Here is a 23663-nt window from a genome sequence, read left to right as displayed (position 1 = left end):
GTTTTTTTATGTTTTAAACGCTTTATAAGCGCGTTTCAGCTTATGTAGGTAGAAGTTTGATAAAGACATAAGGTGCACATAGTGCAAAAAATTAAACATGAGACGCCAGATACGTGAGTTTTTTTGTCATTTAATCTGTACAGAGAAGATAAATAAATAGCTTCAGTTTCATGATAAGGGGGCTGGCGGAGTTTGTCAAGTAAGTTTTTTCGTTTCTATTGTAATGACAGTTATGGCCTGTGCAAGAAATCTATTGATTTACAGCAGGTTCTTTGTTACAGTCCACAGTTATGCAAAGAAACTTAAAGCCTCATGAGTTTATTTACAGCCAGTGGTTTACATAATTTGGAGCTGTATAGCTGAGTATTGTATATGATAATATTGATAACAAACGATGATGGCTTTGGAAGTGAAGGAATAAAATTACTCAAAGAGGTTGCACGGAATTTTGCGTCAGAAATATGGATAGTGGCACCAGATACTGATAGAAGCGGAGCTGCAAGATCTCTTGATTATCCAGTGAAACAATCTATTGGAATAAAACAACATAGTGAAAGGGAATTTAGTGTGTCTGGTACTCCTGCAGATTGTGTCATTATTGCGCTAAATAAAGTTATGAATAAAAAACCAGACTTAATATTGTCCGGAGTAAATATTGGATCAAATGTCGGGGACGATATTTGTTATTCAGGAACAATTGGTGCTGTAATGGAAGGTGCTGCAAGGTCTATACCTTCTATTGCGCTGAGCCAAGTTTATCATGATAAAATAGACTGGCACAATACAAAGGTTTTTGCACCAAAGGTTATTGCCAAGCTAGTTAAGGTTGGTTGGCCTAAAAACATAGTGATGAGTGTAAATTTTCCTGCTACGGAAAAAGTAAAAGGAGTAGAATTTGCTGAACAAGGTGAATATAACATTGATGGGGATTTAACTTTTACTGAAAATTCGAATGGCTCTTTTAGCTTAAATTGGTCTCGAGAGCACTCAGGCAGTGGTAGTATAAATAAAATAAAAGAAGGATTTATTACTATTACACCGGTAAAATTAGATTTTACAGATTATGATACTTTGAATACTATGAAAAATTCTTGTGCAGACGAATTTTCTTCTATAGCTGACTGAGAAAAACATTTGCATTGCTCCTAATAGATATTTTCTATTGTGTTATCGCGAGCAATTATTTTTTCTTCACCTGTATCCATGTTTTTAATCTTTAAAGTTTTACTACTCAATTCTTCATCGCCAAAGATTAAAGCAGCTTTAGCATTTGCTTGATTTGCTTTTTTCATTCGGGTTCTGAGCGTTCCGCTATATTCATAGATTACATATAAACCATTTCTGCGCAATTCATTTGCAAGTGTTAAAGCATGTTTTTCAGCCTCTCTACCGATTGGAATTAGGTAAATAGGTCGCTCTTCTTTCGGAGAATAATTGATTAACTCCATTATGCGCTCAATACCCCCTGCAAATCCTATTGCTGGAGTGTGTTTTCCACCTACTGAAGATACTAAATTATCGTATCTTCCACCGGCAAAAACTGCCCCTTGTGCACCTAAATCCTCTGTAACAAACTCAAACACTGTGTGGCAATAATAATCCAAACCTCGAACTAGTTTATTGTTTACGGTATAAGGTATATCAAGAATTGTTAATCCATTTAGTATTTGTTCAAAGAAATCTGAGGACTCTTTCGTATAATAATTGCTGATTTTAGGCGCATCAGAAATTATTGATTTATCTTTCTCATCCTTGGAATCCAGTATTCTGAGTGGATTTTTGATCAACCTATTTTTGCTATCTTCTGATAGATCATTTTGATACTTTGTAAAGTATAAGATCAAAGCTTCTCTATATTTAGTTATTGTTTCACCATCACCTAAAGAGTTGATTTCCAGCTTTACATTTTTATTGATGCCAAATTCAGTTAGTAAGTGCTGAGCGAGTGATATCAATTCAATATCAGCTTTTGGATCTTCTATGCCAAAAACCTCAAAATTTATCTGATGAAATTGCCTTTGTCTTCCCTTTTGCGGTCTTTCATAGCGAAATGCAGGTCCTGTTGAGAATAATTTTATCGGTGTTTGCAGTTTTTTTTCAATGAGTAGCCTGACAATCGCTGCAGTGAACTCAGGACGTAAAGTTATGCTCTTTCCCCCTTTATCATTGAAGCTATACATCTCTTTAGTGATGATGTCTGAGCTATCACCTAAGGTTTTTGTAAAAACCTCCGTGCACTCAAATATTGGAGTTTGGGCGGGCAAAAAGCCGTATAAACTTGAGATTCTGTTTGCTGTTTGCTCTATGTATTTAAACTTGTACCATTCATCAAACAGGAGATCTTTTGTTCCTCTAACCGTTTGATTAGTCATAGTGTGGTCTCTATACCTGCAATCTCTGGTATGTGGTAGCTCAGCATATTTTGCACTCCTTGCTTTAAAGTAATTGCAGCACTTGGGCATCCAGAGCAAGCTCCTTGCAACTCAACATAAACTATTCCATCTTTATAGCCACGAAATTTGATATCGCCACCATCTTGAGCAACTGCAGGTTTGATATGACTTTCCATCAATTCTTTTATTCTATTTACAATTTCTATATCATTTTTATCAAAAAATTCTTCATCTGGATCATTCACTTCTTCTTTATCTAGTGCTTTTCCACCAGAAGTAAAGTGATTCATGATTGTAGTTAAAACTTCTACTTTTAATATATCCCAATTAATTCCATCCAATTTTGTTACTGAAATAAAATCATGACCGAAAAATACTCTTACCACATGCTCTATTTGAAAAAGATTTGCTGCTAGTTTAGAATTTTTTATCTCATTCGCATTTGAAAAATCAGCAGTTTCTCCTTCGTTTAAAATTTCAAATCCAGGAAGGAATTTTAGCGTATTTGGGTTTGGTGTTTCTTCAATCTGGATGAACATGTTATTTACCATGACAATTATAATTGTTACTATTTAATCATAAAATGATAAAAAAATATACATGTCATTCATCTTTTTTCTTTTTTTAGTATTCATAGTAATTACATTTGTCTTGCCTAGCGTTGTTATATTTTTTCTTTTCCTGACAAAAAAAAATAATATGAGTTTCATGATGAACTCTATATTGAGTAAGTTTTTGAACGAATTTAGTAGCAGTAGAAGTTATACTGAAAATTACACTGGTGATAACATGTCCAAGGATGAAGCATTAAAGATACTGGGGCTGAATCCTGAGGCAAGTCAAAATGAAATCAATAAAGCATATCAAAATTTAATGAAATTAGTTCACCCAGATAAGGGAGGCTCGGAATATTTTGCGCAAAAGCTAAATGCGGCACGTGATAAATTGTTAAAAAAGTGATCTTAAAAAAAGTTTTCGTTTAACGAATTTCTTCCTTTGCTTTTTCTAAATACTCCAATATTGCTTCATGTAGTGCAGTCCATGTTATCTGTTCTTCCAGGGAAGGTATAAATTCTTGTCTCCAAGCATTCTTAAACTCCTGAAACCACTGTTTTTCAAAACCCTGAAATTCTAAAGAAATATCTACTTTAAAGCTATCAATTAAACTGGAAACTTCTGCAGCTTTAGAGCTATCTAGTGATTTTAAAGATAACACTCCACTCTTTAAAATCTCTAACTCTTCCAATACATTAAGCTTAAATGGTTTATAGAGTGAAGACCATATGCGATATCTTAAATAAGAATCATAGTATAACTTAATTTTGTACATTAAAGTGGTAGATGCATCAGGAGAAATGTTATTCTCATATTGTGCAAGAGAAGATAATAAATTCTCATAATCTACTTTGCTTAAACATGGTTGTAGAGTCGATTTAATTTTTTCACTAAAGGTTAGATAACTAGAAGAAATGCCATGACTATATTCACTAAAGAATTCAGGAAATATATCTGCTTGTTCTAGTTTAAGAGGTAGATCTTTTCTAATTTCTCTTGGTAAATTATGTATTGAAAACTGATAAATAACCCATACAAAATTCTCATCAAACTCATCTGAGTAATCAGCATTATTATCAGGAAAAATTACATTACCTTTCTTATCATTCCAAGGTTCTATCTTATAGAAAAATCTGTTCAGCCTTTGTTTTAATTTCAAAATACCTTCATTTCTATCACCTGCTTTATACAATGTTTTGCCCATTTTGTGTTTAGCATCTTTAGGGTTTATTCTGTCACTTATGTGCAATCCAATTTCATTTTTCTCTAATAACTCCCAATCAAACAATTTGTGTGGATCTGGTTTACGCATTGTATAGCCAAGCTCTGGATCATACACTATAGTTCCTATTTCAGAATGACTAAATATCATATCCCTTTTAATTTTAAAACGCTCCATAAGGTATAAAATCAGCTCTTTAACAGATCTCATTTGCTCTTCCGGAAAAGGCTCAAGTCCTGTGTTTACAATTTCAATACCTACAGAATAGTTGTTAAGCTTCCGTAACTCTTCAAGCTTACTATCTACCTTAACTCTTGCATAACTAATACCAGCATGCCATGCTTCTTTCTCTAATGGAACCATTAAGGTGATGCTGCCATCCCTATCGACAATAAAATGAACTGACAATCCTCTAGCATTCAGCGTATCTTTTGTACCTTTTAGTGTTGATGTTTCAGTATGGTGAACTATAACCATTAACACTTTTTTACCTGCCCTATCACCATAATTTAAAGCTGAAGCTGGATCTAAAAATAACAAATCCTGATCTTTCAATAATGGTAATTTTTCTTGTAAATCTTGAAAATCATTCTCGATATTGCTTGAACTGGATACTTGCCCAGATATGAGAAATGCTGAGACAGTAATCAGTAAAACTAATAAATATTTGTTGACTTTAGATAGTTGGATTTTCATACCATCTTCATAAACACTTTGTAGATAATTTTTCATTATATAGTTAGAATAGGGTTGTTGAATAAATTTACAAGACAAAATCATACTAGTCTGGTAGTAGTAACATGTTCAGAGATGGAGCATTTAAAGTGCTAGGAATAGATTCTGGAGCGAACCAAAATGAAATCAATAAAGCATATCAAAATTTAATGAAATTAGTTCACCCAGATAAAGGAGGCTCGGAATATTTTGCACAAAAATTAAACGCAGCACGTGACAGGTTGCTGAAGAGGTAATTAATATTGCTTTAAAGTTTTTATTTGTGCGTAAAGGATAAGTTGCTACAATAAAAAAATAAGATAAAAGTAGCAATGGACATGTGTTCAGAAAGGTTTAAGTTATGCAGGAAGATAACAAAAAAGAAACAATAAAAGAAGAAAAAGGCATATTAGGATGGATAGAATATAGATTGCCTATATTTTCTTTTCTAAGACACACTGCTTCTTACCAAGTGCCAAAAAACTTAAATTATGCTTGGAACTTTGGCTCTTTGGCTGGTATAGCGCTGATTTTACAAATAATAACAGGTATATTTCTTGCTATGCACTACACTCCGCATGTTGATTATGCGTTTAATAGTGTAGAGCGCATAATGCGAGATGTGAATTACGGGTGGTTAATACGCTACACTCACGCTGTTGGAGCATCGCTCTTCTTTATGGTAGTCTATGTTCATATAATGCGTGGATTATATTACGGATCTTATAAAAGACCGAGAGAGATGGTGTGGTTTATTGGAATATTTATATTTTTTGCAATGATGGCAACTGCCTTTATGGGATATGTATTGCCTTGGGGACAAATGAGTTTCTGGGGTGCAACAGTTATAACCAACTTATTTTCTGCTATACCTTTAATTGGCAATAAAATAGTTATATGGTTATGGGGTGGTTTTTCAGTGGATAACCCAACACTTAACCGTTTTTTCGCTCTGCATTATCTTCTGCCTTTTGTTATTATTGCTTTAGCTATGCTTCATGTGATAGCTCTGCATAGGTTTGGCTCTGGTAACCCAAGTGGAGTGGAGGTAAAATCAGATAAGGATACCATCCCTCTCTATCCTTATTATATAGTCAAGGATTGCATAACTTTTGGTCTGTTTTTTGTAGTTTTGTTCGCATTTGTTTTCTATGCTCCCAATTATCTTGGGCATCCAGACAATTATATAGAAGCTGATTCTATGGTCACTCCGGTACATATAGTGCCAGAGTGGTATTTTTTACCTTTTTATGCAATGCTACGTTCAATTCCAGATAAACTTACTGGTGTGCTTACCATGTTTGCGTCTATTTTAGTGTGGTTTTTGTTACCTTGGCTTGATAAATCAAAAGTTAAAAGTGGTGCTTATCGCCCGGTGTTTAAGAAATTTTTTTGGGTTTTTGCAATAAATTTTGTACTTCTTGCCTGGCTTGGAGGACAAGAGGTAAAAGAGCCTTACATCACTATGAGTAGGCTATCTACTCTTTATTACTTTGCATACTTTGTGATAGTTTTACCACTGCTTAGTAAGTATGAAAAGCCAAAAGAACCACCAAAAACCTTAAGTGATTCTGTGCCGGAGATGAGGTGATGTCAATTCAAAGCAGATCTCTTACAAAATTCTCTTTCATCCCAGAGCTCTCTTCTGTCATCCCAGAGCCCTCTTTTGTCATCCCAGTGCTTGACACTGGGATCCAGAAAAAAAATAAATGGATTCCAGCATCATGTACACAATTGTATGAACGTTGTATACAACACACAGTGTCATTCCACTATCTTCCGTTGTCATCCCAGTGCTTGACACTGGGATCCAGGTATAAAAATACTTACAAATCATGCAATGGACAACAGATTCTAGGAGTGCATGATAACCATAATGTCAGTGATGAAATAAGCTGGATTCCAGTGTCAGCTACTTGCATGACATCAATTCGAAATTTACTAAAACAGTGGTTATGCATGGGATCTAATGTATTTGCAATCTTCTGCATGTTATTTCTATCTAGTCTTATATCTGCAGAAGAATTTAAATCATCACCAAATAAGAAAATAGACTGGAAATTTGATGGAATTGTCGGATCTTTCGATAGAGAGTCAATTCAGCGTGGCTATAAAGTGTATAAAGAAGTCTGTGCTGCTTGTCATTCAATGAATAGGGTAGCATTTCGTAATTTGCAAGATGTCGGTTTTTCTGAAGAAGATGTAAAACAAATAGCAGCTTCTTATCAAGTTAAAGATGGTCCGAATGATTTGGGTGAAATGTTTGACAGACCTGGAGTACCTTCGGATTATTTTATTGCGCCTTTTGATACAAAAGAAGCAGCTGCAGCAAGCAACAATGGTGCAGTCCCACCAGACTTATCATTAATTATTAAAGCAAGGCATGATGGTGCAAATTATGTCTATTCATTGTTAACAGGCTATCAAAACGGCGAACACGATGAAAATGATTTATATTTTAATTCGTATTTTCCAACAGGCAGATTAGCTATGGCGCCACCACTTTCTGAAGGAATGGTGGAATATGATGGTGCAAGGCAAGCCACAGTTGAAAATATGGCGTATGATGTGATAAATTTTTTACAATGGGCAGCAGAGCCAGAATTAGAGCGCCGGCATAAACTTGGATTAAAAGTAGTGGCGTATTTTATAATTTTAACAGTGTTTTTTGTATTAACTAACAACAAAGTTTGGAGCAAGCTCTATAAAAAGAAGTGATAGTCAATTTTGCCTCAAGCACAATGGTTGTCATCCAAGTAGCTAACACTGGTTCCTTTATGACGGTGTCATCCGAGTAGCTGACACTGGGATGGCTTTGTCGCATCGTACCTTATACGGTAATAATTTACGATAAATTCATGTAGCCATTTCGAATTTAGCCATACCAATGTCAGTAAATTTATTAAGCAAACAGCACTTAATGAGCAGTTCTTTTTCACGATTTATAGCTCTTTTCATAGAAGTCCGGATGTGATAAGGATAGATAATGATAAGGAGGTTGAATGCCAGCAGCATATAGTTATGATTTAAGAAAAAAAGCAATGGAGGCGCTAGACGAAGGAGAAAGCAGAGAAGCAGTGGCAGCAAGATTTAAGATTGGACGAACTACTTTATGGGAGTGGCAGCACTGTAGGCTTGACCATAAATTATGTTAAGATAGAAAATGACTATTTTAGATAGAGCTTGATGTAATGCAGTGCGATACAAAATAACGGTAGAATATAATGGTAGTAATTTCTCTGGTTGGCAAAAACAGCAACACTCTGCTAACTCAATCCAGGAGAAGATAGAAAATGCTATATTTAATTTTAGTGGTGAGAAAGTTACTTTGTACTGTGGTGGCAGGACTGATGCAGGAGTTCATGCTTTAGGACAAGTTGCTCATTTTGATATGGAAAAGGAATTTGAGCTTTATAGAATAAGGAATGCAATAAACTATCATTTAAAATCAATTCCTATAGTCGTGCTTAATGCAGAAGTTGTAGATGATGCTTTTCACGCACGGTTTTCAGCAAAAAAAAGATATTACGAATATAGAATAGTTAATCGCTATGCTCCTGCCGCTCTGGAGACGGGTTATGTATGGCAAGTGTTTAGCCCACTTGATGTAAATATTATGCGTGAAGCTGCTAAACATCTACTTGGAAAACATGACCTTTCAAGTTTCCGTTCAAAAGATTGTCAAGCCGCAAATCCGATAAGAACAATTGATGATATCGATATAATACAAAATGGGAATCATATACACATCAAAATATCTGCTATTTCCTTTTTACATAACCAAGTGAGGATTATTGTGGGTACTTTAGTTGAATTTGGAAAAAATAGAACCAATCCGCAAGAAATGCTAAATATATTAAACCAATGCAAAAGAAGTGCCGCTGGAGTTACTGCACCACCTTTTGGCTTATATTTGGTAAAGATAGATTACTAATTTAATAAAAGCTAGTGAAATAAGTGCCATACCGCCACGGTATCTCCAGATTCCGCTAACAAGCAGCGAGATGACGAGTTTAAGTTCTCATTGGCATTACTACATATAATGCACTTGAATCGTCTTCATCAGTGATAATTGTAGCACTATTACCATCGGCTAAGCTAAACTTACATTTATTTTTTATGCAGGATAGAACATCAAGTAAATAACGCGAGTTGAACCCTATTTCTATAGGGGCTTCATTGTAGTCCACTTCTATGGATTCAGTTGCATCACTGCACTCTTGGGAGTTTGAATGCAGAGTTAGCAGCTTTTCTTGTAGTGAGAATTTAATAGATTTTACTTTATCAGATACAACAACGGAAACTCGATCTATAACGTCTGAAAGTTTTTTACTTTCAATAATCATATGCTTATCTTGAGATGCTGGAATAACTGCTTTATAATTTGGAAAAGTTCCATCTATTAATTTTGATATTAGAATATATTCACCGCATGTAAACTTGATTTTTCTGTCTGAGAGTTTTACTTTAATTTCATTACAATCGTCCAATATTTTTAACAGCTCCATAACAGTTTTACGTGGAATGATCACACCAAATTCGCCATTGATGTTCCCAGGCTTTGGCCTCTTTATACATGATAAACGATGGCCATCAGTTGCAACGCAGTACAGAAATTGCTCATCTGTATGTAGATATATTCCATTTAAATTATACCTTGTATCATCTAGTGATACAGCAAATTTTGTTTTAGTTAATAAGTCTATCAGGTCTGTATTTAGTAGAGTAAAATCATGTTTATAATTGTCTTCTTCAAGAGCAGGAAAGCTGCTTGAAACTACATTCGGTAAAGAAAAGTTTGCATTTCCGCAAGACATCAATAATTTTCCTTGGTTGTTTACTTCAAAATTGACATCCAAATCAGCGGGTAACTTCTTCACTATGTCATGTAAAGTATGCGCTGAAATTTTTACTTCTCCTTCTGTTAATACGGTTGCAGCAAGTGAGGCAAACATTGAAATGTCAAGATCAGTTGCCATTAATTTTATGCTGCAGTGTTGTGCTTTGATATTTATACACGCCAAAACATCTATTGCATTACGCCTTTCAACCACTCCACTTACTCTGGATAATGTATTTAAAAGACTTGTGCGGCTCACGCTAAAACGCATCTGCTCGCACACAGAATTTTGCTTTTTGATTTCTGTATCTACACCTGCAACCTCTGACATTGCTAACTCTCAAAAATATATTTTAAATGATATCCACATCCCATATAAAGTAAAGTGCTATTTATATTTCCATTGAAAGAGTAGTCTAGTTTATACTATAGCTGGGTATTCTGTTACAATAATTTACTTTGTATGGCATAAATCATGCATTTTTTGATACGCTTTTTGAAAACCAAGTAGGGAATAAGTATCATCAATGGTCACTGTTTTTGTTTTTCCATTAACTACCATTGATAATCCCTGCTTCATTTTTAGAATGAGATCTTGATCTATTTTTGTATGCTCTGCCCACGCAAAACTTCCCTGTATTATGGGCAGTGTATATTTAATTTTTTTGTCGATATTGAGAGCTACAGGCTCCTTATCATACTGAAAACCAGAGGTAACGCTTACCTCATCTGCTTTTTTATCAACATAACTAACCATTACATACGGCTTGCGATTGGTTGTATAATATTCGCTTTTTTTTTTAGGATAGGATACAATATAACATACTTTCTCTCCATCTTCCAATGCAGTATACACGAGCCAATCTTTATATTTTTCCTTCAATTGTACATCACTAACCGATGCAAAAGCGCCTATCGAAAAAAATATTAGAAATATAAAAAAACTACGCATGCAAACCAAATTTCAAACTTTCAGATTGTATATATTGTTTTACCTTAGCCATCGCCTGCTCAGCCAACTGCCTTATTCTTTCTCTTGAAACACAATATTTTTTACTAAGTTCATCCAGAGTTTGAATGTTTTCAGACAAATATCTACTGATAAAAATGTCTCTTGCCCTTTCGTTGAGACTCGCTAGTGCATTGTTTAAAATTGTTTCTTTTAATTCTTTTTCTTCATGATTCTGATAGGTTACTTCTTGACTGACCAAGTTACATGGGATCATATCTTGCAACTCCCTTTTAGAGTCATCACCTATTTTTATGCAATCGTTTAGCGACTGATCCTTACAAGCCATACGGTAATTCATCTGCAGAACGTCTCCTTCGGATACAGAAAGCTCATTAGATATTGCTTTTATTTCTTCATTATTTAAAGTTTCCCTGTTTGTATACTGTAAAATTCTTTTTTTTATTTTACGTAAACTAAAAAACAATCTTCTTTGTGCTTGCGTTGTGCCTATTTTCACAAACGACCAAGATTTCAATATAAAGTCTTTTATTGAAGCTTCAATCCACCACACTGCATAAGTTGAAAAACGAAACCCTAAATCAGGATTAAACTTTTTCACTGCGTGCATTAAACCCATATTTCCTTCCATAACCAGGTCCATCAACAATAGCCCATAATTTTTGAATTTCATTGCAATTTTCACTACCAAATTCAAATGGCTGGTAATCAATTTATGAGCAGAAGAAACATCCTTATATTGGTTCCAATTTTTTGCTAATCGTACCTCTTCCTCTTGAGACAGCATAGGAAATTTTTGCACCCTAGCAATATATTGCATGAGATTGGTTCTGCTATCGACACATAAGTTTGCCATTGAGGTCAACATAACAACTTAAATCAAAACTTCATGCATATAATATATTGATTTTCCAGCAAAAATTCAAGCTTTGATTTGAAAAAAGTACAAATTTTCCATCTAATTTCTTGGAGACAGTAGGCCGCAGTGTTAGCTAATTGGATAACATTATGTAACCTTAGATGATATTCTACCAGTACAATGGTAAACGTTATAGCTTAAACACATAGCAAATAGTGTTATTCCAGTGCCTTGACACTGGAATCCACATTTCTTTTTTCTAGATCCCAGTGTCATGCCACTTAGATGGCAAGAAAAAACTCACTGGGATAACAAGACTGAGATAGACTAGAAATTAAACGCTACTCCAGCTTCTGCACCAACAGTGCTGTAAAGAACTTTGTATGCGCCTGCATCAGTAACCTGTCTGGTTGAATCTTTAGGATCTGTTTTTTTTCCATCAAAATTAGCACCATAAGAACCGAAATAACGAGCTCCAGCATAAAGTTTGACTTCTGGAGTTACATCATAACTAACACCAGCTTTTACTTGACCAGCAAAACCAAATTTACTTTTTTGATCATTCACAGCGGGTTCCAAAGGAGTGCTAATATACGCTGCACCAACACCAACACCAATGTATGGAGTGATAGGCATATCTTCAATTGCTATATCGTAATACACGTTCACTAATCCTGAAATTGCTGTTACACTGTCTGCAATAGTATTTGCTGGGTCAAATGTTACATCTTTAACATCATTTTTGTTTAGGTATGAATAAACTCCTTCAACATCAACCCTGATGTCGTCCATTTTGTAACCAAATGCACCACCACCAGCTATAAAAGATGGTTTTAATGGACTGTAATCACTCTTGTCTTTCTTATAGGTAATACCATCAACTTTTGTGAAAAGAGGTAAAAATTCACCGTTGTATTGCAAACGAACGTAGTAGCTAGTTTCTTCATCACTTATTGGACCAACAGGATCTGAAAAAGCAGAGTTTGATAAACTTAGCAACGTTGCTAAAGCGGCTGCTGAAAAAAACTTTTTATAATGCATAATTGTCCTCGTAAAAAAATTAAAATTCCACTTTAGCAGTCTAAGTAACAACTAAAGTTAAGTCAAGTGCTAACTTAATAACACAAAATATTCTACATTTTAACTAATTTTTAGGAGAAGACAAAGATTTTATTAATGAATAAATACGACTTTTGATTTTTTGGTATAGCTAACACAGGTAAGATTTACTATCGAAAGACCTCGTCATTCCGCTGCTTGTTAGCGGATGAGAAATCCACAACTGTACGAACATTGCAATTTGGTCCTACCAGGAGGGCAATGCCTCTTATCCAAGTACCATCTTCTTGTCATCCCAGTCTGGGATCCAGGAATTTTATTAAGTTGGTAAGCATAAAAGTAGCCGTTTTATGTTAAAACACAATGTTCTTGATGAGATTACGGCAAGGCTGGATTCCAGACTGGAATGACATCGTTTACTATGTGCCATATTGCAATGTTTGTACAGTTGTGGAATGAATCACGGTATGACGTAGGGCTATGCTAGTATAGGTACATTATATGAAGAAGTACTAGCGTTGGGAATATTAGAAAAAAAATACTTACACTAAAAGAAACTTCAGTAGTAAATTCAAAAAGGAAGTTTAAACCCAGATGGTAAACCCATCATACCTGCAAGATCAGAAGTTGCATTCGCCATATCTTCTTCTGCTTTTTTAACGGCATCATTAAACGCTGCTGTTACTAAATCCTCTACTATATCTTTTTCCTCATTTCTCATAAGTTCTAAGTCTATGTTCACCTTTTTAGCTTTATAGCTACCTATTTTTATGACTTCCACTAATACAGAAACTTTGCCACCACCAGAAATACCTTGAAACTCTTTTCCAACATATTTTTCTTGAGCTTCTGCAAGCTTTTTTTGCATCTCTTGCGCTTGTTTCATTATTTGACTAAAATCCACAACTTACTCCTTATTTTCTATATTAACTACTTTTGCACCTTTAAACGTGTCAAGGATATCCTTAACTGCAGGTGCATAATTTAAATTACTCACTTCCCTGTTTATATAACCTGTATCAACTGCAACAACCCACTCTTGCTGAGTCACCTGGTTTAAGTAATTTTTTAAATCATTGCAAAAATTACTATCCAACTTAGATACAGCTTTTAATTTTAAATATCCAGGTTTACAATCTATTAATTGTAGATTATTACACAGTTGTTTGTAAAGATAAATTTGGTTACTTCGCCTTAATAGTTGCAAAATCTTATCAAAATCGTAATTTTGTTGTTTATTTTCCACATGGATCCCAGTGTCACGCACTGGGATGACAGAGTGGGGTTGTTGTTTACTTTCCACATATTTTTTTGGATCCGAGTAGTCAGCTACTTGGATGACAGAGGGGGAAGGTGCAACAGGTCTGCCCTGTCTATTTCCTTGCTCTACATTCTGCGAAAGAACTTTTTTGATCACCTGTTCCGGAGAAGGCAGATCAGAAAGATAACAGAGGCTAATTAACATCATTTCAGCAGCAACATCGTTGCATGTTGAAGTTTTTATATCTTGAATACCTTTAAGCAACATCTTCCACAATCTCGAAAAAAATATTAAAGATCTCTTTATACTTAAATCTTTTATCCTATTCTTTTCATGCTCTGTAACTGCATTATCAATCTCTTTTGTAATCAAAAAACGGCATACTAACTGAATTGTTTGCAATAGACCTTCAAAAATACTAAGTGGGTTTGCTGTTTTTACCGCCTTGTCAAACACTGATAGAGCTTTCTGTAAATCACCTTCTAATATTGCCCCTAATAGATCGAATATAATATCTTTATCCACTAGGCCAAGTATGTCTGTCACATTTTTAGTGGATATTGCACCATCTTTGCTATATAGCACTGCTTGATTCATCAAAAACAAGGCGTTACGCATTGAATTTCCAGAGTGTCGTGCAATTAATTCTAATGCTCCCTTTTCAATGGAATAACTCTCTTTTTGTGCAACATCATTTAAACGTTCCACTATTTTAGCTACAGGAATGTTGTGTAAATCAAATCTTTGACAACGTGCAATAATAGTTATTGGTATCTTTTTTATTTCCGTAGTTGCTAAAATGAACTTTACACTAGATGGTGGCTCTTCTAGGGTTTTAAGTAATGCGTTAAATGCACTGCTAGATAGCATGTGTACTTCATCTATAATGTAGACTTTGAATTTAGAGCTTATAGGTGAATAGCAAATATCTCCCAGGATTACTTTAATATCGTCAATGCTAGTGTGACTTGCTGCATCGATTTCAATTACATCTGGATGGCTTGAATTTTTTATTGCTAGACAATTTTCACATGATCCGCAAGGTTCAAAAATTGGCCCCAGGGAACAATTCAAACATAAAGCTATTATCCTTGCAGTGGTGGTTTTACCAACTCCACTACTACCAGAGAGCAGTATAGATTGTGGGATTTTGTTTAAAATAAAAGCATTTTCTAATACACGCACTAATATATCTTGACCTACTAGATCTTTGAAGCTACTAGGACGATGTTTTAATGCTATATTCATAGCCTCGGATAAAACAAATAATGAAATAGGTATGCAACCCAAAAAGGTTCTGATATGGCTGCTTCATTTCTGATCTGACCAAATTACAGAGTTTTTGCCTGCATACCTTATAAAATATTATACTTTTTTTTTTATTTAGCAAGGTATATCCTATATTAGCTCTATAATTTGATATGTTAAATTTTTTACAGTGCTATTTTGAAGTAAACAAAAAGTTAGTTGTCATGCAAGTCACTACAAGATTGTCACTCCAATGTTTATTTATGTCATTTCAGCGCTTATTTATGTCATCCCAGTGCCTAGGCATACAGCTGTATGAATGTTGTGATATAAGAGCAATTTTTACCGAAAAGGATGTCATCCCAGTGCTTGACTACTTGGATCCAGAAAACTTAACTGTAAATGAGCGCACTAGGCAATTGTATAACAAGAACTGGATTCCAGTGTCAGCTACTTGCATGACACTACCTGCTACGCAAACTTCTGTGGACTACAAAGAAAGTTCGTACAGTTGTAGGTCAAGCCATAGAGTAACAAAAAAAGGATATTGGTATAACAAAAGAGGAACATTATGATTTTATATCATTTTCCTCTTTGTCCATTTTCACGAAAAGTTAGAGCTTTTCTAAAAGAAAAAAAATTAGGCTGTGATCTAGTGTATGAAAATCCGTGGGAAAAGCGGAATGAATTTATGGAGATCAATCCAACCGGGCAAGTACCAGTGTTAATAGATAATAACTTTGTAATAGCGGATAGTAATGCCATTTGTGAATATATAGAAGAGACTTACAATAGCGACGTCAAATTACTTGGTTCATCCACTATTATTAAGTCTAAAATACGCGCTCTAATCAATTGGTTCGATAACAAATTTTACAATGAAGTTACTAAGTATATTATGAATGAAAAAGTAATTACTAACCGCAGCCCTGACTCTAGATTTCTTCATGCAGCTCAGCATAACCTGCCTTGCCATATGGAATACACCGAACACTTAATTAACAAGAACGTTTGGCTTGCAACTGATAAGTTCACTTTAGCTGATATTACTTTAGCATCGCATATTTCCGTAATGGATTATGTAAGTAGTTTTCCATGGGAAAAAAGTAAAATTTTAAAAGAATGGTACTCCATTGTTAAATCAAAGCCTTGTTTTCGTGAGATATTATTAGAGAGGATTTCTGGTTTAATCCCTCCTAAACATTATGCTGACCTTGATTTTTAACTTATGTTAGCTTTAAAGCTACAGTCATTCCTTCATCAGTTGGAATCAATATAGAGAAATATTTTTTTTCATCTGATAATCTATTATTAAACTCCCTCATGGCATGCCATGATTTTTCTGATACTTCTTTTGGAGGCGATTCTAAAAATACTGTGTTAAACAGTAGAGTGTTATCTGCAACGATTAGCCCATCTTGTTTAATGTATGACTCTGCCCAATCTAAATACTTAGGATAACTACTTTTGTCAGCATCAATAAATATCATGTCAAATGGTGCTTTTGCTGATAATTCATTAATTTTTTCCAGTGCATCGCCTTCTATTAGAGTAATTTTATCACTTAGATTAAAAGCACTAAAATTTTTTTTTGCTATTCTTGAGTGTTGAGGATTATTTTCTATTGTATATATATGACCGTCTTTTAGTAGAGCTTTTGCCATGCAAATCGACGAGTAACCGTATAACGTGCCAATCTCAACAATACTTTTGATTTTTTGGATTTTTATAAATAAACTTAATAGCTTTCCTTCTTCAGGGCCAATTTGAATATGTTGCTTTTTTTCAAGAATACAATATTCTTCTATTTTTTTATATTCTTTTGCAAATAGATTTCTTATGTATGACAATTTTATACTAAAATTATTACGCATATATTATAAATTAGGGAGACTTAATTCATACACAATTTATAAATATAATAATATAGTTTAAAATAATAAAAACATTTATTTTAAGTTATTATTTCATAGTATAAAATTTTAAGTGACAAAAATTATTATATATCGTACTATAGTTAACTAGTATAATAAACAGTCGATTATTATGCTAGAATTAAAGGGATTGTTTATGCGCATTTCTCTTTTTAAAATATAATTTTTATAATCAATTAGAGGGGGTTATATGTCTTATACTATTGCTGGTGAAGTTGAAACGTTAAACAAAAAATCTAACAAGAATGAAGGGGTTATGTTACTACATAATCCAGCTTATCGTGAAAAGTATAAAGAACGTTTTGATGAAGCTCAGAGAAAAGTTATGGATATGGTTCAGTTTTATGATGGGACAATAGTATTAATAGAGAATAAAATCGCTATGTATTACTACACTTGGCACAGTAAAAAAAGAGAGTTTGAGCGTAAAAAACAACAAACAGTAGTGAAAAACAATGACTCAGCATAGAGTCTTTTATATGGTAAGCTACAGTGGTATTACTTCACTATAGCTTTTCCATATAATTTATCTATCACATTAGTGAAATATTTCAGCTCTTTATACCCTCCATGTTTAACTTTATTATGCTCTATATATGATTTATCATCGTTAAGCTTGATGAAAAATATTGGAGTGGCTGTGATACCAAGTTTATTAATTGCCAGTGATTTATCATTTACGATTTTATCCATTATTTTCTTATCATTAATGCATTGGTTAAATGCATCTTGCTTTAAGTTGCTTAGTGCAGCAATTCTTTGTAGTAAAGTCAAATCACTTAAATTGTAGTAATTCCACGAATCTATTGAGTTAAAAACAGCTTTGTTAAAATTAAAGTAGTCTTCTTGTTTTTCGTAGCAATGACTTAGCATTGCAGCCTTTAGCCCTCTGTAATCCAAAGGAAAATGACGAAATATATATAACATCTTACCTGTGTCTATATATTTCTCTTTAATTTTAGGAAAAACATTCCTATGAAAAAGAGAGCAGTGATAACAAGTTAATGAAGCATATTCTATCATTAGAATTGGTGCTTTTGGATCTCCTAATAATTTATCATTAGGTAATGGCGATAATAGCTCATTTGATGTTATTTCATTGGGTTTTTTTTGAATGTATTGGTTATCGGATAAATCTTGCTTAACAACTGCATAAGAATTAACACTTATGAAAATTAATAAAAACAATAGTCTAAAAATCATTACAATATAAACACTTAACTTACTAAAAAAAATTATACATTTATATTAATAATGTCAAGATAACTTTTGTTTAGCAAGGCTTTCAGCCCTATCTTTAAATGCAGCAATTATTTTACTTTGTGTATACTTATATACTGAGTTTAATAAAGTGGAAAATGAGTTGGACTTAAACTTAAACTCTATATAAAACTTTACCATAGTTTTATTTTCATCTATGGGAATGAATTGCCATTCATTGTATAGATGTTTAAATATTCCATTTGATGATACAGCTTTTATCCAACCTTCATTTGTTCCACTTGGAGAAAGAGAAGTAACTTCTGATGTATATCTACCTTTAATTCCATGAAAAGCTGCGAGGAGATCCACAACCATTTGGTTGTTAATTTTTTCTTTTATATAAACGGCTTTGCACCAAGGAACAAAATCAGGATACCTTTCAACATCAATTACAATTTGGAATACTTCATTAGGCAAACATAGGAAAACACCCTGTTCTTTGTATTGATGAAGCATAAATGTTAAACCAATCAAAATAGGATCCGTATCTACCGTCAGCCTTAGTAGATTCCTGAGACTAAAGTTAAGGTGGGCATCGCGTATCAATTTCAACGAAATTAACAGAGGCAATTCCCTTGACTAGAAATTATCGCTCGGGAAATTTAACTTAACTCATAACGCATAGAACAGACCCTTAATTAATTGTAGATGATTTATACAAGGTGTGTCTATAGATATATTAAAGCTAGCGATTATTATTTAATCTTTATTAAACTTTGCATTCTAAGTATCATAGCTAATAAATATATCTTATGAACATTACTAAAGTTTTAACTATCATTGTTTTTATTGTAATTTCTTCAAGTGCTTACACTAATTGTACAGATCACAAAATTTTTGTGCATACTATGAAGCAACAAGTGGATGGTATATCTACAAAGGAGAATAAAAAAAACCGGGAATGTGTGCAAAAAAAGCTTCAGGAGGTCATTCAAAACAATGTTAACCTCAAAGGAATATCGCAATTCGTCATAGGAAAACATTGGGCTTTAGTTAAACAAAAAGAAAAAGAAGATTTTTTAAGAGAGTATGAAGTGTATCTTACGCGTTTGTGCGTTAAAATTTTATATAAATACATGCATGATAGTGAAATGATCATAATGAGTACAAAAGCAGTTGACGATGAAACTTGCTTAATTGGTACAAGATTTTCTTACGGTGATGAAGAATTTACAAATATTGATTTTAAAGTTACTAAAAATAACAGTTCTTTCTTGATAAGTGATGTTGTAATGAGTGGAATAAGTATTGCTATTAATCAACGTTATCAATTTAGTGAAAAAATCGACACGCATGGCATAGCAAGCGTTATAGCTGAATTAAAATGCAATAACAATCCATGATATATATGCCTCATTGGCCTAAGCCACTTGGTAGCAGGCCGAATGATTTTTCTCTTGATCGCATAAAAGGCTTTCTTAGCAAACTAGATAACCCCGAGAAAAAAGTGCCTCCCGTAATTCATATAGCTGGAACTAATGGGAAAGGCTCAACACTAGCATTTATAAGATATATAATGCAAGCAGCAGGGTATAAGGTACACGCATACACTTCTCCACATTTAGTGAGTTTTAATGAGAGGATAGTGATAGCCGGCAGCTATATCGACGATAATGAATTATATAGCTTATTAGAAGAATGTCGTGCATTAATTGCAGAACAACCTATCACTCTGTTTGAAGCTGCAACTATTGCAGCTTTTTTAGCTTTTTCTCGTCATAAAGCCGATATAACTTTAGTTGAAGTGGGTATGGGTGGAAGGCTTGATGCAACAAATGTTATAGATAATCCGATTTTAACAATAATTACTTCCATTGCACTTGATCATACGGAATATCTTGGCCCTACTGTAGAAATTATAGCAGGTGAAAAGGCTGGAATAATGAAACCTAATGTTCCTTGCGTAATAGCACCGCAAGAAAAATCTATAGTGAACACGCTAGAACACCACGCAATAAATAAGAAATCTCCCTTGTATAGAGGAGGTCTTGAATGGAATTGCAAAAAAAAGAACAACAAAATGGTTTTTCAATCAGCTATTCAATCAATAGAATTTCCTTTGCCATCTTTAAAGGGTGATCATCAGGTGATTAATGCAGGCAATGCTATTGCAGCATGTAGTATTTTAAGTGGAAAGTATGAATTTGATATTGGAGAAGAGGATATCACTTCAGGTTTACAGTGCACTTATTGGCCTGCACGGCTAGAGTCTATAAAAGAAGGTAATTTAATTTTCCTACTACCGAAAGATTGGCAATTATTTTTAGATGGTGCACACAATAATGATGGTGCTAGAGTACTATCTCAGTGGGTAAAAGATAATTTTGCTGAAGGTATTTATATGGTTTTTGGTGTTACTAGTAACAGAAATGTGGAAGAGTTCTTAGAGCACTTAAAGCCATATATCAAGCTACTATGTGCGGTTTGTGTTAAGTCTGAACCTAAAGCAACAAATACAAATTTGATTAGGGAAAAAGCCAATAACATAGGAATAAAAGCAGTTGAATGTGAATCAATTGGCGATGCAATATCAAATCACATATTAAAAGCCTCTACCCAAAACGTCAAAACCATACTAATCTGTGGCTCATTGTTCCTAGCTAGAGACTTCGCTATGGAGAATAGCTAACTTTGATGATATTAACTGATCGATGGGGAAATAACTTTGATTGCTCATAGTACTGCTTGGCTTTTCGTTATCGACTTCTATAAACTGATCATCACCTTTAAATTGCTCCTCAATTGAATTTATAGCTGTCTTTTTGAGAATATAATTACTTGCAGCATTTAAAATAGGTGAAGTAACAATTAAAAGCGTGAATGGTAATGAAAGTAATAAGCCGGATAACATCATAGAGTTAGTTATACCAAAGCCGTTGGCAACTAAATCTAATCCCATACCGAAAAACATTAAAGATGTACAGATTGTGTTGCTCAAAATAACTGAATTTTTTAGCCACTTTAATTTAGTCCTATCACTCTTTGAAAAATTTTCGCATTCTTGGTCAAAGTTAAACAATAATAAAATATTAGTCTGATGATTAAACTCTTTCCCATTTCTAGTATAAATGCTCTTAACAGCTAGATTTAAAATAGATCCTGCTAACAAGGGAGCAAGAAAATCTACTGCTATTGGTACATTAGAAGAAATACCATTAATTATTAAAAATGCAATTGATGTGAAGGATACTAAAAGAACTCCTAAGAGATTTGAATAAGAAGAATATTTTACATAAGCAGTTACATTATTGTTAATTGACTGCTGCTTATTATAGAGTTTATTTCTGCACTTATCATCTAAGTATTTTTGCAATTCTTCATAACTGCGACTCCACAACTTACCGCGTAATTCTTTTATTAAATTATTTCTTTTATTGAGACCTTTCTCCAATGGCTCTATTATAAATTCTTCAAAAAATGGCTTATTTAATGCAATAACCTTAAATTTCTCCTCCGCTTCTTTATTGTTTGGGTTTTTATCTGAGTGATATTTTAACGATAATTTACGGTATTGTTGACTAAGCTTTTTCTTAATATTCTTAATGTCAGAATTTACCACATCCTCCTTTTGAATATTAAATGTTAAAAACAACTGCTTTAAAGCGTGGTACTCATTTTCATTCAAAACATTTCTAGCCACATTACACCTACAAATTAACTAACTAACTATTAATGTTCCATAATATACATATTTCCAAACTATGTCAATTATTTCATAAATATCTTTGGTAAAAATTATTTCTGTTATGACTAGCATGATAAGTGTATGAAGCGACTAAAATTGTCATTACAGCGCTTAGTGTACGACAGTGCTCCAACATTTAGGGTTGCAGTTTTCATGGCAGATCTGAGTAGCTGACCCATCTAAGAGGTGTCATTCAAGTAGCTGACACTGGAATGGCTTTGTTGCATCGCACCTTATACGGTAGTAATTTACAATAAATTCATGTAGCCATTTCGAATTTAGTCATTTCAGTGTTGGCTACTTGGATGACACCACCTGCTATGCTGCAAATTGCAACGTTCGTACACTAAAGTATAGTGTGTTACTAACGAAGGCAAACAAATATCTGCTTTATGAAAACGTTAATATTTTTCATTGAAATAATACATAAATACTAGAAAAACCTTGGCAGGTTATTCGCGTTTGATTATCATAGAGAATTATATAAATTAATAAATGATCTATGGCAAGTAACCCAGAAGAAAGAAATAGTGATAAACAAAAAGCGCTAGATAACGCAATAAGCCAGATTGAAAAAGCATTCGGTAAAGGTGCAATAATGAAGTTGAAGCAAAACCCTGTAGAAAAAATAGACACAATATCCACAGGATCAATTGCGCTTGATTCGGCTCTAGGTGTTGGAGGTCTGCCAAAAGGGCGTATAATTGAAATATTTGGCCCCGAGAGTTCTGGTAAAACCACTCTTGCCTTGCACGTGATTGCTGAAGCACAAAAAAAAGGAGGATCATGCGCATTTATCGATGCAGAACATGCATTGGATGTCTTATATGCTCGTAAACTTGGGGTAAGCACTGATGATTTAGTGATTTCACAACCAGACACTGGAGAGCAGGCGTTGCATATTGTTGAGTATTTAGTGTGTTCTGGTGCGGTTGATGTGATAGTTATTGACTCTGTCGCAGCATTAACTCCAAGAGCTGAAATTGAAGGTGATATGGGTGATCAACATATGGGGCTGCAAGCAAGGCTTCTAAGTCATGGGCTACGGAAACTAACCTCTGCCGTTTCAAAAGCGAACTGTATATTGATATTTATTAATCAAATTCGTATGAAAATAGGAGTAGTGTATGGAAATCCTGAAACTACCACGGGTGGAAATGCATTAAAATTCTATACTTCTGTAAGGCTTGATATAAGAAAAGTTGGTGTAATAAAAGACAAAGAAAATATTACAGGTAATGAAACAAGAGTTAAAGTTGTAAAAAATAAAGTTGCTCCTCCATTTAGAGAAGCGAAATTTGATATAATGTACAATGAAGGTATATCAAAACTCGGAGAAATAATAGATATGGGAGCAAAGCTTGGTGTGCTTGAAAAAGCAGGCGCTTACTATTCATATAACAACACACGTCTTGGGCAAGGAAGAGAGAATGTAAAAACTTACCTAAAAACAAACAAAGAAGTCGCAAATGAAATAGAAACGAAAATCAGAGATTTACTCAGAAATCATGATAATTCTATCATAATAGACGAGGATAGTGAGCAACTTTTAGAAGAATCAGTTTTCTGATCTAAACTTAGGCATTAGATTTTGTGTTGGACGGGTTGTTACAGTATGACGGTAATTCTATGTGCTAATATAACAATCTGTAATGTTACC

At 33.8% G+C, this 23663-nt stretch carries 24 protein-coding genes, 2 other RNA genes and 3 pseudogenes; 13 read left to right on the top strand and 16 right to left on the bottom strand.

Features of this window, described 5'->3' with window-relative positions:
* Positions 1–372: 372 nt before the first annotated feature.
* The gene (surE, locus tag ACQH2O_RS00235) at positions 373–1125 is read left to right on the top strand and encodes a 5'/3'-nucleotidase SurE (protein WP_010081939.1); all 753 of its coding nucleotides are present in this window, start codon (positions 373–375) and stop codon (positions 1123–1125) included.
* A gap of 20 nt (positions 1126–1145) precedes the next feature.
* Here surE and hisS read toward each other — a convergent pair whose 3' ends face one another.
* Both hisS and ACQH2O_RS00225 read right to left on the bottom strand, forming a co-directional pair.
* Positions 1146–2372, bottom strand: a complete 1227-nt coding sequence (hisS, locus tag ACQH2O_RS00230) for a histidine--tRNA ligase (RefSeq protein ID WP_010963026.1) — start codon at positions 2370–2372, stop codon at positions 1146–1148.
* On the bottom strand, positions 2369–2932 hold the full coding sequence (locus ACQH2O_RS00225; protein ID WP_022626407.1) for a NifU family protein: 564 nt from the start codon (positions 2930–2932) through the stop codon (positions 2369–2371). Before ACQH2O_RS00225 ends, hisS begins: the two co-directional genes overlap by 4 nt.
* A gap of 172 nt (positions 2933–3104) precedes the next feature.
* On the opposite strand from ACQH2O_RS00225, the gene ACQH2O_RS00220 reads away from it, so the two are divergent.
* Positions 3105–3353: a J domain-containing protein gene (locus ACQH2O_RS00220; protein ID WP_022626406.1), complete on the top strand. Its 249-nt coding sequence runs from the start codon at positions 3105–3107 to the stop codon at positions 3351–3353.
* A 19-nt stretch (positions 3354–3372) separates the two neighbouring features.
* On the opposite strand, the gene ACQH2O_RS00215 is transcribed toward ACQH2O_RS00220, so the two are convergent.
* Positions 3373–4902 (bottom strand): N-acetylmuramoyl-L-alanine amidase, encoded by a 1530-nt coding sequence (locus ACQH2O_RS00215; protein WP_223823148.1) that lies wholly within the window; start codon positions 4900–4902, stop codon positions 3373–3375.
* 68 nt (positions 4903–4970) lie between these two features.
* Here ACQH2O_RS00215 and ACQH2O_RS00210 point away from each other — a divergent pair, with 68 nt between their 5' ends.
* From ACQH2O_RS00210 to ACQH2O_RS00200, 3 genes are all read left to right on the top strand, one after another.
* On the top strand, positions 4971–5141 hold the full coding sequence (locus tag ACQH2O_RS00210) for a J domain-containing protein (RefSeq protein WP_010082675.1): 171 nt from the start codon (positions 4971–4973) through the stop codon (positions 5139–5141).
* A 104-nt stretch (positions 5142–5245) separates the two neighbouring features.
* Positions 5246–6475 (top strand): cytochrome b, encoded by a 1230-nt coding sequence (locus ACQH2O_RS00205; protein WP_006280242.1) that lies wholly within the window; start codon positions 5246–5248, stop codon positions 6473–6475.
* A gap of 368 nt (positions 6476–6843) precedes the next feature.
* Entirely contained in the window at positions 6844–7602 is a 759-nt protein-coding gene (locus ACQH2O_RS00200; RefSeq protein WP_010963022.1) for a cytochrome c1, read from the top strand.
* Between the two features lie 138 nt (positions 7603–7740).
* On the opposite strand, the pseudogene ACQH2O_RS00195 reads toward ACQH2O_RS00200, so the two are convergent.
* Positions 7741–7839 (bottom strand): annotated as a pseudogene (locus tag ACQH2O_RS00195) (IS5 family transposase); the annotation flags it as partial.
* Positions 7840–7886: 47 nt separating this feature from the next.
* Here ACQH2O_RS00195 and ACQH2O_RS00190 point away from each other — a divergent pair.
* Positions 7887–8009 (top strand): annotated as a pseudogene (locus ACQH2O_RS00190) (IS630 transposase-related protein); the annotation flags it as partial.
* Between the two features lie 71 nt (positions 8010–8080).
* The gene (gene truA, locus ACQH2O_RS00185; protein ID WP_010963021.1) at positions 8081–8818 is read left to right on the top strand and encodes a tRNA pseudouridine(38-40) synthase TruA; all 738 of its coding nucleotides are present in this window, start codon (positions 8081–8083) and stop codon (positions 8816–8818) included.
* Positions 8819–8897: 79 nt separating this feature from the next.
* On the opposite strand, the gene dnaN is transcribed toward truA, so the two are convergent.
* The 7 genes from dnaN to ffs all read right to left on the bottom strand — a co-directional run bounded on the left by dnaN (position 8898) and on the right by ffs (position 15236).
* Positions 8898–10055, bottom strand: a complete 1158-nt coding sequence (dnaN, locus tag ACQH2O_RS00180; RefSeq protein ID WP_425385190.1) for a DNA polymerase III subunit beta — start codon at positions 10053–10055, stop codon at positions 8898–8900.
* Positions 10056–10178: 123 nt separating this feature from the next.
* Complete coding sequence (locus ACQH2O_RS00175) at positions 10179–10676, bottom strand: invasion associated locus B family protein (RefSeq protein WP_006279310.1); 498 nt, start codon at positions 10674–10676, stop codon at positions 10179–10181.
* The gene (locus tag ACQH2O_RS00170; RefSeq protein ID WP_010963019.1) at positions 10669–11562 is read right to left on the bottom strand and encodes an RNA polymerase factor sigma-32; all 894 of its coding nucleotides are present in this window, start codon (positions 11560–11562) and stop codon (positions 10669–10671) included. Before ACQH2O_RS00170 ends, ACQH2O_RS00175 begins: the two co-directional genes overlap by 8 nt.
* 318 nt (positions 11563–11880) lie before the next feature.
* Positions 11881–12594, bottom strand: a complete 714-nt coding sequence (locus ACQH2O_RS00165; RefSeq protein ID WP_138264894.1) for a P44/Msp2 family outer membrane protein — start codon at positions 12592–12594, stop codon at positions 11881–11883.
* Between the two features lie 589 nt (positions 12595–13183).
* Positions 13184–13516, bottom strand: a complete 333-nt coding sequence (locus ACQH2O_RS00160) for a YbaB/EbfC family nucleoid-associated protein (protein ID WP_010963017.1) — start codon at positions 13514–13516, stop codon at positions 13184–13186.
* A gap of 3 nt (positions 13517–13519) precedes the next feature.
* Positions 13520–15121 (bottom strand): DNA polymerase III subunit gamma/tau, encoded by a 1602-nt coding sequence (dnaX, locus tag ACQH2O_RS00155; protein ID WP_010963016.1) that lies wholly within the window; start codon positions 15119–15121, stop codon positions 13520–13522.
* A gap of 15 nt (positions 15122–15136) precedes the next feature.
* Positions 15137–15236, bottom strand: an RNA gene (gene ffs / locus ACQH2O_RS00150) — signal recognition particle sRNA small type.
* Between the two features lie 232 nt (positions 15237–15468).
* Between ffs and ACQH2O_RS00145 the strand changes: the two are divergent.
* A pseudogene (locus tag ACQH2O_RS00145) lies at positions 15469–15585 on the top strand (WPE palindromic element domain-containing protein); the annotation flags it as partial.
* Positions 15586–15692: 107 nt separating this feature from the next.
* Entirely contained in the window at positions 15693–16346 is a 654-nt protein-coding gene (locus ACQH2O_RS00140; RefSeq protein WP_010081992.1) for a glutathione S-transferase family protein, read from the top strand.
* Position 16347: 1 nt separating this feature from the next.
* On the opposite strand, the gene ACQH2O_RS00135 is transcribed toward ACQH2O_RS00140, so the two are convergent.
* Entirely contained in the window at positions 16348–16995 is a 648-nt protein-coding gene (locus ACQH2O_RS00135; RefSeq protein ID WP_010081993.1) for an O-methyltransferase, read from the bottom strand.
* Positions 16996–17245: 250 nt separating this feature from the next.
* Between ACQH2O_RS00135 and ACQH2O_RS00130 the strand changes: the two genes are divergently transcribed.
* The gene (locus tag ACQH2O_RS00130; RefSeq protein WP_006279425.1) at positions 17246–17524 is read left to right on the top strand and encodes a DUF2671 domain-containing protein; all 279 of its coding nucleotides are present in this window, start codon (positions 17246–17248) and stop codon (positions 17522–17524) included.
* A 29-nt stretch (positions 17525–17553) separates the two neighbouring features.
* Here ACQH2O_RS00130 and ACQH2O_RS00125 read toward each other — a convergent pair whose 3' ends face one another.
* The 3 genes from ACQH2O_RS00125 to ssrS all read right to left on the bottom strand — a co-directional run bounded on the left by ACQH2O_RS00125 (position 17554) and on the right by ssrS (position 18954).
* Complete coding sequence (locus tag ACQH2O_RS00125) at positions 17554–18258, bottom strand: DsbA family protein (RefSeq protein ID WP_038199341.1); 705 nt, start codon at positions 18256–18258, stop codon at positions 17554–17556.
* 54 nt (positions 18259–18312) lie between these two features.
* A complete protein-coding gene (locus ACQH2O_RS00120; RefSeq protein WP_010963012.1) occupies positions 18313–18774 on the bottom strand; it encodes a type II toxin-antitoxin system RatA family toxin in 462 nt (153 codons plus the stop codon).
* 19 nt (positions 18775–18793) lie between these two features.
* Positions 18794–18954: non-coding RNA, 6S RNA (gene ssrS, locus ACQH2O_RS00115), on the bottom strand.
* Between the two features lie 116 nt (positions 18955–19070).
* Between ssrS and ACQH2O_RS00110 the strand changes: the two genes are divergently transcribed.
* Positions 19071–19661, top strand: a complete 591-nt coding sequence (locus ACQH2O_RS00110; RefSeq protein ID WP_010963011.1) for an MlaC/ttg2D family ABC transporter substrate-binding protein — start codon at positions 19071–19073, stop codon at positions 19659–19661.
* A complete protein-coding gene (locus ACQH2O_RS00105) occupies positions 19658–20947 on the top strand; it encodes a bifunctional folylpolyglutamate synthase/dihydrofolate synthase (RefSeq protein ID WP_425385189.1) in 1290 nt (429 codons plus the stop codon). Before ACQH2O_RS00110 ends, ACQH2O_RS00105 begins: the two co-directional genes overlap by 4 nt.
* On the opposite strand, the gene ACQH2O_RS00100 is transcribed toward ACQH2O_RS00105, so the two are convergent.
* Positions 20915–21877, bottom strand: coding sequence for a J domain-containing protein (locus ACQH2O_RS00100; protein ID WP_010963009.1), 963 nt, complete (start codon positions 21875–21877; stop codon positions 20915–20917). The genes ACQH2O_RS00105 and ACQH2O_RS00100 overlap by 33 nt on opposite strands.
* 628 nt (positions 21878–22505) lie before the next feature.
* Here ACQH2O_RS00100 and recA point away from each other — a divergent pair.
* On the top strand, positions 22506–23573 hold the full coding sequence (recA, locus tag ACQH2O_RS00095; RefSeq protein WP_010963008.1) for a recombinase RecA: 1068 nt from the start codon (positions 22506–22508) through the stop codon (positions 23571–23573).
* Positions 23574–23663: the final 90 nt, after the last annotated feature.

The organism is Wolbachia endosymbiont (group B) of Schoenobius gigantella, assembly GCF_964031005.1.
In the GTDB taxonomy this organism is placed as follows: domain Bacteria; phylum Pseudomonadota; class Alphaproteobacteria; order Rickettsiales; family Anaplasmataceae; genus Wolbachia; species Wolbachia pipientis.
This window is presented reverse-complemented; position numbering and strand designations above follow the sequence as displayed.

Coding starts and splice junctions, on each gene's coding strand:
- surE (WP_010081939.1), top strand. CDS start 373: ATGATAATATTGATAACAAACGATGATGGCTTTGGAAGTGAAGGAATA.
- hisS (WP_010963026.1), bottom strand. CDS start 2,372: ATGACTAATCAAACGGTTAGAGGAACAAAAGATCTCCTGTTTGATGAA.
- ACQH2O_RS00225 (WP_022626407.1), bottom strand. CDS start 2,932: ATGTTCATCCAGATTGAAGAAACACCAAACCCAAATACGCTAAAATTC.
- ACQH2O_RS00220 (WP_022626406.1), top strand. CDS start 3,105: ATGAACTCTATATTGAGTAAGTTTTTGAACGAATTTAGTAGCAGTAGA.
- ACQH2O_RS00215 (WP_223823148.1), bottom strand. CDS start 4,902: ATGAAAAATTATCTACAAAGTGTTTATGAAGATGGTATGAAAATCCAA.
- ACQH2O_RS00210 (WP_010082675.1), top strand. CDS start 4,971: ATGTTCAGAGATGGAGCATTTAAAGTGCTAGGAATAGATTCTGGAGCG.
- ACQH2O_RS00205 (WP_006280242.1), top strand. CDS start 5,246: ATGCAGGAAGATAACAAAAAAGAAACAATAAAAGAAGAAAAAGGCATA.
- ACQH2O_RS00200 (WP_010963022.1), top strand. CDS start 6,844: ATGGGATCTAATGTATTTGCAATCTTCTGCATGTTATTTCTATCTAGT.
- dnaN (WP_425385190.1), bottom strand. CDS start 10,055: ATGTCAGAGGTTGCAGGTGTAGATACAGAAATCAAAAAGCAAAATTCT.
- ACQH2O_RS00175 (WP_006279310.1), bottom strand. CDS start 10,676: ATGCGTAGTTTTTTTATATTTCTAATATTTTTTTCGATAGGCGCTTTT.
- ACQH2O_RS00170 (WP_010963019.1), bottom strand. CDS start 11,562: ATGTTGACCTCAATGGCAAACTTATGTGTCGATAGCAGAACCAATCTC.
- ACQH2O_RS00165 (WP_138264894.1), bottom strand. CDS start 12,594: ATGCATTATAAAAAGTTTTTTTCAGCAGCCGCTTTAGCAACGTTGCTA.
- dnaX (WP_010963016.1), bottom strand. CDS start 15,121: ATGAATATAGCATTAAAACATCGTCCTAGTAGCTTCAAAGATCTAGTA.
- ACQH2O_RS00140 (WP_010081992.1), top strand. CDS start 15,693: ATGATTTTATATCATTTTCCTCTTTGTCCATTTTCACGAAAAGTTAGA.
- ACQH2O_RS00135 (WP_010081993.1), bottom strand. CDS start 16,995: ATGCGTAATAATTTTAGTATAAAATTGTCATACATAAGAAATCTATTT.
- ACQH2O_RS00130 (WP_006279425.1), top strand. CDS start 17,246: ATGTCTTATACTATTGCTGGTGAAGTTGAAACGTTAAACAAAAAATCT.
- ACQH2O_RS00125 (WP_038199341.1), bottom strand. CDS start 18,258: ATGATTTTTAGACTATTGTTTTTATTAATTTTCATAAGTGTTAATTCT.
- ACQH2O_RS00120 (WP_010963012.1), bottom strand. CDS start 18,774: ATGCTTCATCAATACAAAGAACAGGGTGTTTTCCTATGTTTGCCTAAT.
- ACQH2O_RS00110 (WP_010963011.1), top strand. CDS start 19,071: ATGAACATTACTAAAGTTTTAACTATCATTGTTTTTATTGTAATTTCT.
- ACQH2O_RS00105 (WP_425385189.1), top strand. CDS start 19,658: ATGATATATATGCCTCATTGGCCTAAGCCACTTGGTAGCAGGCCGAAT.
- recA (WP_010963008.1), top strand. CDS start 22,506: ATGGCAAGTAACCCAGAAGAAAGAAATAGTGATAAACAAAAAGCGCTA.